We start from the raw sequence: 14,404 nt of genomic DNA, 5'->3' as shown, positions 1-14,404 counted from the left end.
GCACTAAAAAAAAACTTATTTCCCATAGCGTTTACGAGGGCAAATGTAAAAAAATTAAACCTGCAATTTCCAAAGAAATTATTAAAAAACCATTAGGATAAATAATCCTCAAAAGAGCTCAATATCAAATCCTTACTCACTACTTGATTGATAACCGCAACACCAACTGTATTTAATAGTACAAATTGCGGTATACCCAAGGCGTTTTTCTTATCGTGTTGTAACCATTCCAAACAAGCTTCAACTTCTAAGGGATCTAAATCTATACGGGCAAAGGTATCAAATAAAACTGTTTTAATCGAATAATATTCCTGTTCGGACAGTTTTCCGGTTTTCCATGACAAATAACTTTCTAAAATCATTCCCATTGCGATCGCTTCACCATGTAGTAAGGTAGTTCGCGTATCTGAATTAAGAAAATAACTCTCAATTGCATGACCTAAAGTATGTCCAAAATTGAGAATTTTTCGCAATCCTTGTTCTTTGGGATCTTGTTGTACAATTTGATTCTTAATAACAACAGAGTGATAGATTAAGTCTTCTAAATCATCGCTAGTCAATTCGCTTAAATGCTGTAGGACCTCCCAATATTCGCGGTCATAAATCAATCCGTGTTTAAACATTTCCGCCAGGCCGGACCTCATTTGTTCTGCCGGTAGTGTTTCTAGAAAGCGCACATCAATTAACACGTTTTGAGGCATGGTAAACGTTCCCAGCTGATTTTTGATTCCATCCAAATCAATCCCTGTTTTGCCACCGACAGAAGCATCAACCATAGCCAATAAGGAAGTAGGAATATTTATACAATCGATTCCCCTCTTAAATAGCGCAGCGACAAAACCACCAAGATCTGTAACGACACCACCACCTACGGTGATGATGACACTTTGGCGATCTGCTTTTAACTCCGATAGCGCTTGCCAAACAGAATAAGCTGTCTCCATGGTTTTAAACTCCTCACCGGTCTCTATTTCGATAATTTCAAATGCGACATTGGTCGGTAAATTGGCGAGAAAATGTGGAACACAAGCATCATTACATACTGTATCGGTAATTAAAAATATTTTAGAATATGCCCGCTCATTAAGCATAACACCTAAGTAATCATACGCTTCTGCACCAAAAGTAATGTCATACTGATCAGAATGGATCTTTTTCATTAATTAGCCTTTTTATACTGCAAAATAAATCATTTTTTATCAATTATATGACCATGAGTGTTTATCTTTGCTGGAATATTTTATTTTTAGAATGGAAAAAATATTCAATAATACAGAGGTTGCCTTTATTTTAAAAAATAACAAGGAACTTAAAAGAGCACACTTTCTCTTTAAAATGATCAGCAATAGAGCTTTGGTGAAAATCGGTTCTAGTCTAGCTAATTTTGCGATTAAAACCCATTTACCGGTTCAAGGGCTTATTCGTGCAACAGTATTCGACCATTTTTGCGGTGGAATTAGTGAGAACGACTGTTTAAAAGTAGTCGATAGAATGTATAGCAAAGGAGTTTCGTCTGTATTGGACTATTCTGTAGAAGGAAAAGAAACAGAGGAGCAATTTGACGCTGCGTTAAACATGACTTTAAAAACCATAGCATTTGCCAAAGATCGTCATCAAGCCATCCCTTTTGCCGTATTTAAACCAACGGGTTTTGGTCGATTTTTTCTTTTTGAGAAAAAAGGTGAAAAACTTCCATTTACCAAAAGTGAACAACAAGAGTGGGATCGCATATTGGAACGATTTGAAATCGCTTGTAAAGATGCCTTCGACAAGGATGTATACTTATTGATCGATGCAGAACACAGCTGGATGCAGGATGCTGCAGATGAAGTTGTTTTAGAAATGATGCGCAAATACAATAAAGAAAAAGCAATCATTTTCAATACGGTACAAATGTATCGTTGGGATCGTTTGGAATTTCTGAAAAAATTGCATGAAACAGCTAAGAATGAAGGTTTCCACGTTGGATTAAAAGTAGTACGTGGTGCTTATATGGAAATCGAAAGAAGTAGAGCTTTGGAGGGTAGTTACACTTCTCCGATCTGTGTAGATAAAGCTGCTACGGATATCAATTTTGATGCTGCAGTGACCTATATGTTAGAAAATCTTGATACCATGGCCTTGTTTGCAGGTACTCATAATGAAAGTAGTTCTTATATGCTGATGGAACTGATGACTAAACACAACATCCGTCATAACGACACTAGAATGTGGTTTGGTCAATTGTATGGTATGAGTGACAATATCAGTTATAATTTAGCTGATCACGATTATAACGTAGCTAAGTATTTGCCTTTCGGCCCAGTCAATGAGGTTATGCCTTATTTGATTCGACGCGCTGAAGAAAACACCTCAGTAGCCGGTCAAACCAACAGAGAACTATCCCTAATTGAAACCGAAATTAAAAGACGTAAAAACGCTTAGTCCATCAAAAACAAGTTTTACGATTTACACCATAAAAAAGAGGCAACCCCAAAGGTTGCCTCTTTCATTAAATAACTCTAAGAAAAAACAGTTATTAATTATACCAACGACCACTTCTACAAATCAATTGGTATAATTCTCCCACCAGAACACGACATGTTTTATCCGCTTATTAATAATAATTTTAAACGATGTCTGGCAAAAAATCTTAAAGCACTAATGCTTATGCTTAAATCGTAAGCAGCTTCGATTCAGTCTAATAAATACTATTCTTAAAAACAGGTACTTGCGTAATGGCACTGAAATATAGAAACTCTTAAACTAACCAATAATTATTAGACACTATAAATTTAGCCGCAAGTACCTTTTTTAAATTTAAGAAGTAACAATCGCAATAAGATTGATCTCTATTATTAAAGACTGCATTTTTAGATTTTCCTTACAACTTTAAAGTTAAAAAAAAGTTAAAGTTGTTTTTTCTCCACTTTATAGGAACTGAAAAGACCTGAGATTTGGTGGAAAAAAGAATTAAAAAACATAAATTATAAAAAATACCGGCTATCTTAATATTATTTACTATTATTATATAAAATATAGTCAACGCAAGATTCATATTAAAACTAAAAGACACTTTTTACACGATGAAAGCAAAAATTCTGTTTTTATTCATTTTATCGCTCCTACCACACCTAAGTCATTCGCAGGACACCGATTCTATTCAACAACAAGAGCAACTTAAACAAGTTGAACAACTGCAACAACTGCTATTGAAAACGCAGCAGAGCCAATATGTGGACTCACTGCGTAAGATGGAATTGCTCGATCAGATTAGTCATGTCAAAGAGAGTGAAAAACTCAAAAGAGATAAACTTTTAGAGGAATTAAAAAAAATTGAAGCCACGGAATTGGAATCGAAAACAAAATCTAGGGCTAAAATAGAACGTCTAAAACAGACTGAAAAAGGGCATCCGGTTATATTATTGAGGGATACCCTATTCAATGTGTACACCAAAGTTGGCGCATTAGTTCCTCAAGAACGAGCCAAAAACATCACCGAAAAAGTTAAGGCACTGTATCAAGATGATTTTTTCGATGCGCAAAAGATCGTTGCACAGCCCTGGGAAAACTCTTTGGATATCACCTATGACAACTTAGTCATCATGAGCGTTTCTGACTTAGATGCCTTATGGTTCGATCAAACCAAACAGGAATTAGCCGACACCTATGTAAGCATTTTAAAAAACACCATACTCAAACAAAAAGCAGAAAATAGCATTGAAAAATTGCTGATTAGAATTGGACTTGTCTTATTAGTCGTTGTTGTATTTGCATTGCTGCTTGTTGGAATCAACAAATTGCACGCTCGGTTGCGCAATGTTTTAATAGCGCAGAAAAAACATTGGTTAGAAAATCTCACTTATAAAAACTATGTTTTCCTGACTTCTGCACAAAAACTAAACGTTGCTCTCGTTGTCCTAAAAGGTGTAAAGACTTTTTTTATCTTACTTTTATTCTACTTAGCAATCCCATTGGTATTTAGTATTTTTCCGTTTACGCAAACCTGGGGCGAGGTCCTTTTTGGATATATCTGGTTGCCTTTTAAATCTATTTTTAGTGCCATTTTTAATTATTTACCCAATTTATTTAGTATACTGGTGATCTATTTTGTGATGAAATATTTTATCCGATTAGTCAAATATATCTTTACCGAAATTGAATTGGGCAAATTGGAGATTTCCGGTTTTCATAAAGATTGGGCAATGCCTACTTTTAGTTTGGTTAAGATATTGCTTTTCGCCTTTATGTTTATCTTGATGTTTCCACATTTACCAGGCTCAGACTCTCCTATTTTTAAAGGAGTATCTGTATTTATGGGTATACTATTCTCTTTGGGATCCTCTTCTGCGATTTCCAATATGGTTGCTGGACTAGTCATAACGTATATGCGTCCGTTTAAAATTGGCGATCAAATTAAAATTGGCGATATGACCGGTGTAGTTATCGAAAAAAACATGTTAGTAACCCGTTTAAAAACGACTAAGAACGAAGAGATCACCATTCCAAATTCTACGGTACTATCGGGAAATACCACCAACTATTCCGTTTACGCTCAGGGTCAAGAAGAAGGATTGATTATTTCTACTAAGGTAGGCATCGGTTACGAACTCAGTTGGACCGAAGCACAACAAACGCTCATCGATGCAGCTCTGAGAACCCCCTTGGTACTAGCCGAGCCAAAACCCTTCGTTTTCCAAACTTCACACGATGATTTTTACATCACCTATGAAATCAATGTGTACATTAAGGAGGTCACTAAAAAAGCGGGTATACTGTCTACACTACACAAAAACATTCAAGAAGTCTTTAATGAAAAAGGTATTGAGTTGCTATCACCACATTATGTGGCGCAAAGAGATGGAAATACTCCGATATTCCCACAAGAATACCAGCAGAAGTAAATCGATGAATAGCTAGTAGGAATATCCCTACTAGCTATTCATCGATTGGGTAATTTTCTCGATATTAAGGCTGTTGGCCATAGCTGTGAAAATGTCGTAGTAAGTACCTTTTTCATCATACAATGAATCATGAGTTCCCGTTTCCACTACTCTACCTTTCTCCATAACCACAATATGAGATGAATCTATAATTTGTGAGATACTATGTGAAACAATAATCACGGTTCGGTCTTTTTTTATCGCGTCTAAACTCTGTTTGATCTGTTCCGTAGCAATAGCATCTAAACTCGCTGTAGGTTCATCTAAAAATATAATAGCGGGATCCTTTAAGAAAAGACGCGCTATAGCAATTCGCTGTTGCTGTCCACCAGAAAGTAAGCGCGCTTCAGAATCATACCCCTGTGGTAGTTCTATAATTTGATCGTGGATATAGGCTTGCTTTGCAGCCTTTTCAATTTCTTCTTGAGATGCCATTGGATTGCCATACTGTATATTCTCGCCGATAGTACCTTTGAAAATATGATTTTTCTGCAATACCAAACCAATATTCTTACGCAATTCTGTAGTATTGTAGTCTGCCAGATCCACACCATCTAAAAATATTTGACCGCGAGTTGGCGCATAAAATTTGTCCAATAAGTTAATAATAGTACTCTTTCCTGCACCACTCAACCCTACTAGTGCCGTTGTATCGTTTGGCTCTATAATCATATTTACCTGTTTCAATGCCTCAGTCCCATTGGGATAAGTAAACGATACATCCCTCATCTCCAGGCGTCCGACGATCTTAGCCGCAACGTAGGTTCCGGAGATTTCAACTTCATGCTCGGACTCCAATATATCGAAAAAACTCTCCGAATAAATCATCGCATCATTGATCTCATCGTAAATTCTATGCAACTGTCTAATAGGCGCTGTAACGTTATTAAATAACAACACATGAAACATAATCGCACCAATAGTCATTTGGCCATTTAAAACGAAATATGCCGTTAGTATAATGATCAGTACCAGACCAAATTGCTCTAAAAAACTTTTGATACCATCGAATAAAAAACTCATTTTTCGCGTTTGCAATTGATTTTCAGTCATATCGTACTGTATTTCCAAATGCTTCTCCGCTTCTAAAGGTTCTCTAACAAAGGATTTAATCACCGTAATAGAATCGATTAAAGAAATGATACCGTTGTTTTTGGTCTCTCGAAAGCTTCGCATCTTCCGTCTAAAACCGCTGAGTTTATTGGCTTGCAACTGACTCACATAAAAATAGATTGGAACGATAGCTAGGCTGACCAAGCCCACATAGACATTTGCTAGAAAAATAAAAATTAAAGCCACTATCGCATTGGCAAACAAAGGCATGATATCAATAAAGAAGTTTTGAACCAAACGGGTTAGACTGCTTATCCCCATGTCGATTCGAGTCTGCAACTTTCCACTTTCATTTTCCGTAGACGTATAGAAAGCCATTCGATAAGTCAAAATGCGATCAACTATGGCTTGTGAGAAATCACGCGATATATATATTCGCAGTTTTTCTCCATAGAACTTTTGTCCAAATTGAATAAGGGTATAAATGACCTCTTTCGCCAGCAAAACGATACTAATGGTCGTCAATAAATGAAAACCGTTTTGCAAGGGCTGGTTCGTAACCATCAACTCACTGATGGTATCTACGGTATATCTTAAAATCAATGCATTGATTTGTACAGCAAAAGAACCCACAGCAGTTAAAGCTAAAGTTGCTATAACCAGTTTGCGATAAGGCTTTACAAATGGACGAATTTTTTTTAATAATTGTAATAAGGTCATTGTAAATCTATTTTACTGATAAAACAAAAAGGAAGTGTAACTGGGTACAAAAGCAACTACGGTGTTGATAGTGGATTACAGTGTAAGTTATGAATTTAATTTCGTTCTAGATATAGAATAGGCCCGTTTCTTTGTGAAGCATCCAGAATCAGCTTACCCTCTGAATGACTTAAAATATAAGTGCGATTGTTGATGTCGATAAATTCTTGTATTGCAAATTTTGGATTTTCAAATCTAGAACCAAAATCGCTATAACAACTGTAGCGCATTAATAAATCCGTTTTACCTTCTTCCTTAATCAACAATTGATTGTCCTTTTTAAAGTCGTAAACAATAGCTTGGTTGCTATGCAAAATCTCTTCTGTATTGATCGAACGCTGTACTTGATCTGATGTTTGAACCACAATTTCACGCGTCAGCGTCCAAGGCCCTAAAATATCGCCATCATTTTCGTGATCCTCGTTGGAACAACCTACGAACACAAACATCAAGATTAATAGGTATACACATTTCATAGGTCGCATTCTTGTTTGATACTTAATACCTTTTCCAGTTTCTATATTTTAATAAATTTAAGATCTAAATAATCTTTACAATATCTTGAATCAAAACAACCAGAAAACATTTTCCTTACACTACTTTTCTGTAAATTTTAAACCCACATTCACCCACTCCAAAACATTGTTAATTATTAACATATAAACCGCTTACTTTATTGTCCAATTTCCGACATTTTTTTAAATTAAACACAAAAAACAGTAAAAAATATATTTTTTAACCAAATTTACTTGAATAAATATACTTACGTTATATTTATATTGCCAAATCATTAATATAACATTAAATACGGCAACGATATTTAACACTTTCTAATTTATAGTGCGACAAATCGCTATTAATGATATTTTTTTTCGATTCTACCTCAAAATTACTTTTATTAAAATTAAATAAAAAAAAAGTACCTATAAAACAACTAAAAACTTGTTTTATTGCATTTGGAGTGATATTTTTGTTGTCGGAATTAAAAACGGAAAACGTCCCCGAAACAGTTTCCCTTTCAAGTCCTATTCAAATCATTGATTTTAATAAAAAAAGAAATGTTCTTTTGATTCACAATATCTCATGAACCGTCTGACTTCATTAAATAAAGCGTCGAAATACATTCTTTTTAAGGGACTTAAATCTCAACGGATTTTAAGTCCCCTTTTTATATAACAACAATTTTAACAAAGCGAAATGAATCGAATTAAGTTAGTGAAAACTAGTTTTTAAAGCTTAAATTTGAGCCTTAGATTTATTATAGCAATTGAGCGCTACTATGAAAGCAATCCTATTCAACGGCTCTTTAGATGAAGAAGCCTTTAGAACCTCTAGAAGGTTGACACAATATTTCGCAGATCAATTTGAAGTTTTGAATGTTGAAGTAAAACAACTTCATTTATCCGATTTTCAAATACCCATATATAATCCTCGTGAGAAATCAGTACCTGATTCTGTTATTGAATTTGCACAGGCCTTTGTTGATTCCGACATACAGGTTTGGTTGAGCCCTTTATATCACGGTGGGATGACTGGAGTTATGAAAAACGCTTTAGATTGGTTGGAGATCACCGCAGCCAATCAACCGGCTTACCTGACCAATAAAGTAATTGGATTAACGTGTTGGTCTGCCGGAAATCAGGCTATGCAGGGAATTCAATCGATGGACAATATCGTCAAAGCCCTTCGTGGCTGGTCATTACCCTACCAAATACCGATCAGTAATATGGATTTATATCAGGACAATGATTTGTCATCCTTTTATAAAAGCAAGATGAAATTGATGGCAGAACTGTTGGTGGAAAGTCAAAAACGGTAAAATATCAATTGCAAAAAACAAAAAACCGATTAAGTCAATAAAACGGTTTGATTTGTCGTTTTTTTGTTTAAATTTGCCATTCCTAAATGGGGGTGTAGCTCAGTTGGCTAGAGCGTTTGGCTGGCAGCCAAGAGGTCGTGGGTTCGAGCCCCATCTCCTCCACTATTTAAGAAATACAGTGTTTCTCAAAAAAGCACAAAACCACACAAAACCTATGATTCTCAATGAGTTATAGGTTTTTTCTTTTTTATACACTGAACAAATCTTTCAAAAGAACTCATAATATTCATGGCAAATTCGTGGCAAAATCACTTCTTGAAAAATTTTGCCACGAATTAGAGCACAAACTCAACGCCATAAAGGGACGAGCGAGGATTCAAATCAGATTTTAAAGCATTTTAATTCAATATTTATTAATCATTAAAAATTGAATTATGTTAGAGAAAAATTTATCAATTAATTTCTTCTTAAAAGGAAGTAAGAAAGATTCTAATTCAAGGTACGTGTATCTAAGAGTTACAATAGACGGTATTTGTAAAGAAACCTCTATAAGTTACAAATGGGATTTAACTCGTTGGAACCAAAAATCAGAAAGAGCAATTGGAAATAAAGAGGATGCGAAAATTTTAAATCTTCATTTAGATTCTATTGTATCTAAAATTCATCAATACAAACTTGTACTGATGAATACAGACAAAACCTTATCAATAGAACCATTGATGAACTTTATTAAAGGCAATTCTGAAGAAAAACCTAGGGTTTTAGTAGAATTTCAAAAGCATAATGATGAAATGCTCAAACTAGTACCTAGAGAGTTTGCTCCAGCGACTCATAAACGATATGTAACAGCGAGGTCCCACGTTGCTGAGTTTATTCAGCGAAAATACAAAAGAGATGATTTTGAGTTAAGAGAATTAAATTATGAATTCATAGTAAGCTACGAGCATTATTTAAAAACAGTTAGGAAATGTTCAAACAATACGACTATAAAATATATATCAAATTTTCATAAGATTGTCTTACATGCAGTTTCAAAAGACATCATACCAACTGATCCATTTAAATTATATAAACCAAAAAAAACTAAATTAATTAAACTTCCTCTAACTAACAAGGAGCTATCCATTTTAGAGAATAAAAACTTTGAAACAGAGAGGCTTTCAATAGTTAGAGATGTTTTTGTTTTCCAATGTTATACTGGATTAGCCTATATTGATGCCTTTCAACTTAAAAAAAATAACATCTATTGCGATGAACACGATAACTATTGGCTTAAAACCCAACGTCAAAAGACTGATGCTAATATTATAATTCCTCTACTACCTAAAGCACTTGAAATCGTTAAAAAATATGAAAATCACCCAGACTGTAGTAAACATAATCAAGTGCTACCAGTTCGTTCTAATCAAAAAATGAATGAATATTTAAAAGAAATTTCCTTCCTATGTAATATAAGTGAACTAAACACTCATAAGGCCCGAAGAACATTCGGAAGTACCGTTACACTAGCTAATGGCGTTCCTATACATGTCGTAAAGGAAATGCTTGGTCATGCATCAGTTAAACAAACAGAAGAATATGCCCTAACCGAGCAGCAAGCAATTAACTCAGAAATGAATATACTAAAACAAAAACTTACAGATAAGGAACAGAAAAATAGTAAAAACACTAAATCTAATCTTGATGAATTTGTAAACTACATAGGAAAATTAGATTTAGACAAAGAAAAACTAAGCATCCTTACTGAATTTATAAATAAACTAGTATAGCTTAAATCACTCCCTTATAAACTCTTAGATTTATTAAGTATTTCTAAATATATAAGGGAGTAATAATCTATTACCTACATATAAAGTAATCCATTTTTAATCAACAAATTAAACACAATAACCTAAAGTAATTAATTAAAGCAAAACTTAAGTTATTTATTGCCTCTTCATTGAAAAAGTGACAGTACATCTTTTCTACTATAATAGTAAGAACCCATTACTTTCCTATATCTTAATTTACCAGTTATTCGCAAATTCTGTAATGTTCCTGCACTTATATTCATCAAATTGCGAATAGCTTTAGTTCTTAACCATTCAAAATCATCAGCGTTATTAGTATTTAAAAAACGGGCTAAAAGTTCTTCTAAATTCTTCATTAAGGACTCTTCAAATTTTTCTAAATCTTGTTTTGTTATTAAATCTTTCATACTGTCAGTTTTTTTTAATGTCCAAATCTAATCTAGACTTGGAGTTAAATCATAACAGCGGTCAAGCGCTACTTTATTTGTCCATCATTGCCCAAAAACATCTCCAATAAAGTAATAATAACGAATGAATTTTATGTACTACTTAGAAACTAACAACATTAATATTGTAAGTTAAATCTATTAAGGTATAATTGCGATTGAAAAGAAAAAAAATGATAAAAATCTATAAGTCCATCTCCTTCATTTTGGTTTTGAAAACCTCAATATATTGCCTTTTGTATTTATTTATTAAAAAAGGTCAACTGATCAAATCTAGAACTAAATTCAACAGTTTTGAAAAATAGTTTTAAGATATTAATATGACCAATTTCTGCAATGCATAAACTCATCGCTAACTACTCAAAATCGGAATATTTTACTTTTCGTTTATCTCCTTCCAAAGTTAAAGCCAGGTTTTCTTTATGATCGGGATATATCAAATTTATATTAAAGCCTTAGATTATGACGTTTTTTATTAACTAACTCAAAGTATAATTTATTCGGCAAACCAAAATAAACATAAAACACTGGTAAATCGAAAATTAATGACTGCAAATTAGTTTGTCTAAAATCGTTCTAATTCTAGTCTTTATAGTCTATTACATCCATTAGCTTCTATTTGAAATAAACTTATAATCTAACAAATATTTGTTCTCAGTTAAGAATTGATTATAGTAGCTACCTTCATACAGAAAAAAAAGCGCTAACTAAAAATCAATTATTTTGAATAAAATAGTTTTCATCTTGAATTTCTACTAAAAAATCATTTATTAATGAAAATACAAGGCCTTTAAAATACATATCATAAAAAGGTTTGGTATGAGAATGTTTTTTAAACTTATTTATCAATTTAAGGCTTTTACTACTAATATAATTATTACATAATATAGCTCTTTTGTTAGAATCCATAATTTCATTAATACTTTTATTTGGTAAAAGCATATCTTTTAAATATTTTCTCATAAGTTCTTTTTCTATAAATATGTTTATGGAATAAATAGAAGTACCCTCCTCTACAAAATAGTCAATTGGCAAACCTACGTCCATAAACAATAAATTATATGTTCCTGATCCGGCTAAACTGATTTTATCATCTATCCTAAAATCAACAAATTTATTTGTATAAAAAAAATATAATCCTATTGAGTTACTTTCTTTATTACGATAACTAATAAATGTGTCGTCTTTATAAAGTAAATCCGCAACCACTGCTGAAATCATATGTCCCACATCTAATACAAAATGAACTCCTTTATACAAGTTATTATCTCCTTTGATTAGATTGTCCTTAGCTACCCCCCCTAAGGCTTTTGAAATTACCGTTGTTAAATTAGAATTTTCAATACTATCGTAATTGTATATGATTGCCTTCATTCAAAAAAATATTGTTTAAAATCACTCTTTGTTAACTAAATTCCCTAGATTGCTTTTATAAAAAATAACTTTCTATAAAGTATAAAAAAATACTACATAAAAATGCAATAAATTCATTATTTAGCTAAAGATTAGTCTCTACAATGTAAAGCCGAAGCGTTTATAAAATATTTAAGTTACCACTTATATCAAATTTAAGAAACCTATCCTTATTTTAATTGTTTATATAGCTAATATGATCAATAGTAATCAAATTATAAACATAACAACTGCATAAATCTAAAATAATAAATTTAATCATAAAAATAATTCTAATTATAAGTTTTATATAGCTATGATGCAATGGATTATTCTTTCCTTAGTCATCTTTTACGAATTATAATTATATTCGTACAAAATAATATATTGTCTAATATTACCGAACCAAAACAATTCGCAGAACTACAACCAATAAATATTGGAACAAGTAAATACAGAAGTATTCCTATAGTATCTTTTAATCCGAAAAGGAGAGTGTAAAAAAATGAAAAAACAATTAATGTTGCTAATATCTGGATAGTTACTGCTTTAAGAATATGTCGTTTTATTTTTGTTTTCATCCTAATTCTTATTTTCTAAATTTATTATTTCTATAATTTGTTCGAAAATCTGAGCTATTGTTGAGTTTACTACTTCAGCCCACCGTAAACAAAACTCTTGGTAAAGAAAACCTTGGTTTATCACCAATTGTTTTCATAAGGGCTACTATTTCAAAAAATGGCAAGGCGTCGCAATTATTTTTGTATTACTAACACTTGGTGTCATTACAGGGACAATATCTTTTTCCTTAATCAATGGAAATGAAATTAATGAAATATCGGAAATTTTAGGAGTAATCCTTATATTTCTGCTATTTGGAAGTTTGCCAACTCTAGCTGTCGGGCTGTGGCTCGGAAAACGACTGAAAGAAGAATAACTACAAAATTAAAAACATTCTAATTACTTTCTTTTCTTTTTAGTTTTTATTCTCATGCACAACAACGCAGGCAAACAAATTGAAATGATTCTTTAGGTCCTGACTTATAATTTCAGTTACCATGTAAAAAAGATTCTTAACCCCAAATAACACTTATTCTAGGGATGTGCAAACATTTTGAGCAAATGTTTGCAAAAAAACAGTTAAATATAATTTTTCTGTTTGGAATTTAAAGGTTTTCAATAATATTAGTTACATAATAAGAGTTGCCTATATTTTCGATGAAATATCAATCTTAGTTCATGTTACTAAACCTTGCGATATTTATCAACGATGGGATAAAGTATAGCAAAAAATACATTTAGAATATAAATGCTGTTTTTTTTTAACATTCTAATTATTCTGAATAAAATAATTGTCACCTTGAATTTGTATAAAAAAATCATTTAGTAACTCAAATACTAAGGCCTTAAAGTAGAATTCATAAAAAGGACTATTGTAAGTTGTTTTTTTAAAATCATTAAGTAACTCCAAACTATTTTCACTTAAATAATTATTAAACAATATAGATCTTTTACTTTCATTGAATAAAGCGTTCAAACTTGGATCATATAAAATTATTTGTTTTATAAAGCGTTTAATAAATTCTTTTTTTACAAAAATACATACTGAATAAATAGTGGTTCCTTTTCTACATAGGAAATCAATTGGTAACCCAACATCTACTAGTAATAAATTAGTAGATTGTGTGTTATTCAGTTTAATAGAATTATCTAATGTAATATCAACACATTGTTCTGCATTAAAGTAGTACAGCCCAATAATATTCTCATCTACAATTCTCTGTTCTATATATACATCATCTTTATATTTACCATCGATCAAAATAGCAGATATCCCGTCTTGTACATTAGAAACAAAATGATTTCCAGTATAAAGTTTATTGTTACAACTTATAGTATTTCCGTTGTCATCTCCCCCTAAAACATTAACAATAAAACTCTTTAAATCACATTTTTCAGAATATTCAAAAGTTATTTTCCTCATTTTATAGTTATAATATTCAATTTTAGTATTATTTGAAATACTAAAATAATAAAAATCCATTACTATATTAAGTCATTGAATATTTATTATATAAGAATCCGATAAATTGCTTTCTCGAGCTCCTATAAATACAATAACCTGAAAAGACTCCATAAAAAATTTGATCTAAACAATGGAATTGGTAAATTTTGAGTATTCAACAAAGAGTAAATTCATTCAAATTTGAAGAATAATTTAAA

10 protein-coding genes and 1 tRNA gene are annotated in these 14,404 nt (G+C 32.0%); 5 read left to right on the top strand and 6 right to left on the bottom strand.

Going from position 1 to position 14,404, the window contains the following annotated elements; all coding sequences use genetic code 11:
- Positions 1–92: 92 nt before the first annotated feature.
- Positions 93–1,160, bottom strand: a complete 1,068-nt coding sequence (gene aroB / locus L1275_RS01135; protein ID WP_253468838.1) for a 3-dehydroquinate synthase — start codon at positions 1,158–1,160, stop codon at positions 93–95.
- A 91-nt stretch (positions 1,161–1,251) separates the two neighbouring features.
- On the opposite strand from aroB, the gene L1275_RS01130 reads away from it, so the two are divergent.
- Together L1275_RS01130 and L1275_RS01125 are read left to right on the top strand one after the other, a co-directional pair.
- Positions 1,252–2,424: a proline dehydrogenase family protein gene (locus L1275_RS01130; RefSeq protein WP_253468837.1), complete on the top strand. Its 1,173-nt coding sequence runs from the start codon at positions 1,252–1,254 to the stop codon at positions 2,422–2,424.
- A gap of 641 nt (positions 2,425–3,065) precedes the next feature.
- Positions 3,066–4,883 (top strand): mechanosensitive ion channel family protein, encoded by a 1,818-nt coding sequence (locus L1275_RS01125; protein WP_253468835.1) that lies wholly within the window; start codon positions 3,066–3,068, stop codon positions 4,881–4,883.
- Positions 4,884–4,913: 30 nt separating this feature from the next.
- Here L1275_RS01125 and L1275_RS01120 read toward each other — a convergent pair whose 3' ends face one another.
- Both L1275_RS01120 and L1275_RS01115 read right to left on the bottom strand, forming a co-directional pair.
- Complete coding sequence (locus L1275_RS01120; RefSeq protein ID WP_253468833.1) at positions 4,914–6,695, bottom strand: ABC transporter ATP-binding protein; 1,782 nt, start codon at positions 6,693–6,695, stop codon at positions 4,914–4,916.
- Positions 6,696–6,790: 95 nt separating this feature from the next.
- Entirely contained in the window at positions 6,791–7,210 is a 420-nt protein-coding gene (locus L1275_RS01115; RefSeq protein WP_253468831.1) for a hypothetical protein, read from the bottom strand.
- Positions 7,211–8,013: 803 nt separating this feature from the next.
- On the opposite strand from L1275_RS01115, the gene L1275_RS01110 reads away from it, so the two are divergent.
- The 3 genes from L1275_RS01110 to L1275_RS01100 all read left to right on the top strand — a co-directional run bounded on the left by L1275_RS01110 (position 8,014) and on the right by L1275_RS01100 (position 10,322).
- On the top strand, positions 8,014–8,553 hold the full coding sequence (locus L1275_RS01110) for an NADPH-dependent FMN reductase (protein WP_253468829.1): 540 nt from the start codon (positions 8,014–8,016) through the stop codon (positions 8,551–8,553).
- Between the two features lie 88 nt (positions 8,554–8,641).
- Positions 8,642–8,715 (top strand) — tRNA-Ala (locus L1275_RS01105).
- Between the two features lie 272 nt (positions 8,716–8,987).
- The gene (locus tag L1275_RS01100; protein WP_253468827.1) at positions 8,988–10,322 is read left to right on the top strand and encodes a site-specific integrase; all 1,335 of its coding nucleotides are present in this window, start codon (positions 8,988–8,990) and stop codon (positions 10,320–10,322) included.
- A gap of 167 nt (positions 10,323–10,489) precedes the next feature.
- Here the strand turns inward: L1275_RS01100 and L1275_RS01095 are convergent, their stop codons facing one another.
- The 3 genes from L1275_RS01095 to L1275_RS01085 all read right to left on the bottom strand — a co-directional run bounded on the left by L1275_RS01095 (position 10,490) and on the right by L1275_RS01085 (position 14,165).
- On the bottom strand, positions 10,490–10,750 hold the full coding sequence (locus tag L1275_RS01095; RefSeq protein ID WP_253468825.1) for a helix-turn-helix domain-containing protein: 261 nt from the start codon (positions 10,748–10,750) through the stop codon (positions 10,490–10,492).
- Positions 10,751–11,503: 753 nt separating this feature from the next.
- Positions 11,504–12,163, bottom strand: coding sequence for a hypothetical protein (locus tag L1275_RS01090; protein ID WP_253468824.1), 660 nt, complete (start codon positions 12,161–12,163; stop codon positions 11,504–11,506).
- Between the two features lie 1,348 nt (positions 12,164–13,511).
- Entirely contained in the window at positions 13,512–14,165 is a 654-nt protein-coding gene (locus L1275_RS01085; protein WP_253468822.1) for a hypothetical protein, read from the bottom strand.
- Between the last annotated feature and the right edge of the window lie 239 nt (positions 14,166–14,404).

The sequence above is a fragment of the Flavobacterium sp. HSC-61S13 genome (assembly GCF_024171535.1).
In the GTDB taxonomy this organism is placed as follows: Bacteria; Bacteroidota; Bacteroidia; order Flavobacteriales; family Flavobacteriaceae; genus Flavobacterium.
The sequence above is the reverse complement of the archived record's forward strand: the minus strand, read 5'-3'. Positions and strand labels throughout refer to the sequence as shown.

Bases quoted from the DNA above. Each gene is read 5' to 3' on its own strand.
- L1275_RS01120 (WP_253468833.1), bottom strand. From the start codon at position 6,695: ATGACCTTATTACAATTATTAAAAAAAATTCGTCCATTTGTAAAGCCT.
- L1275_RS01090 (WP_253468824.1), bottom strand. From the start codon at position 12,163: ATGAAGGCAATCATATACAATTACGATAGTATTGAAAATTCTAATTTA.
- L1275_RS01110 (WP_253468829.1), top strand. From the start codon at position 8,014: ATGAAAGCAATCCTATTCAACGGCTCTTTAGATGAAGAAGCCTTTAGA.
- L1275_RS01085 (WP_253468822.1), bottom strand. From the start codon at position 14,165: ATGAGGAAAATAACTTTTGAATATTCTGAAAAATGTGATTTAAAGAGT.
- L1275_RS01115 (WP_253468831.1), bottom strand. From the start codon at position 7,210: ATGAAATGTGTATACCTATTAATCTTGATGTTTGTGTTCGTAGGTTGT.
- L1275_RS01100 (WP_253468827.1), top strand. From the start codon at position 8,988: ATGTTAGAGAAAAATTTATCAATTAATTTCTTCTTAAAAGGAAGTAAG.
- L1275_RS01095 (WP_253468825.1), bottom strand. From the start codon at position 10,750: ATGAAAGATTTAATAACAAAACAAGATTTAGAAAAATTTGAAGAGTCC.
- L1275_RS01130 (WP_253468837.1), top strand. From the start codon at position 1,252: ATGGAAAAAATATTCAATAATACAGAGGTTGCCTTTATTTTAAAAAAT.
- L1275_RS01125 (WP_253468835.1), top strand. From the start codon at position 3,066: ATGAAAGCAAAAATTCTGTTTTTATTCATTTTATCGCTCCTACCACAC.
- aroB (WP_253468838.1), bottom strand. From the start codon at position 1,160: ATGAAAAAGATCCATTCTGATCAGTATGACATTACTTTTGGTGCAGAA.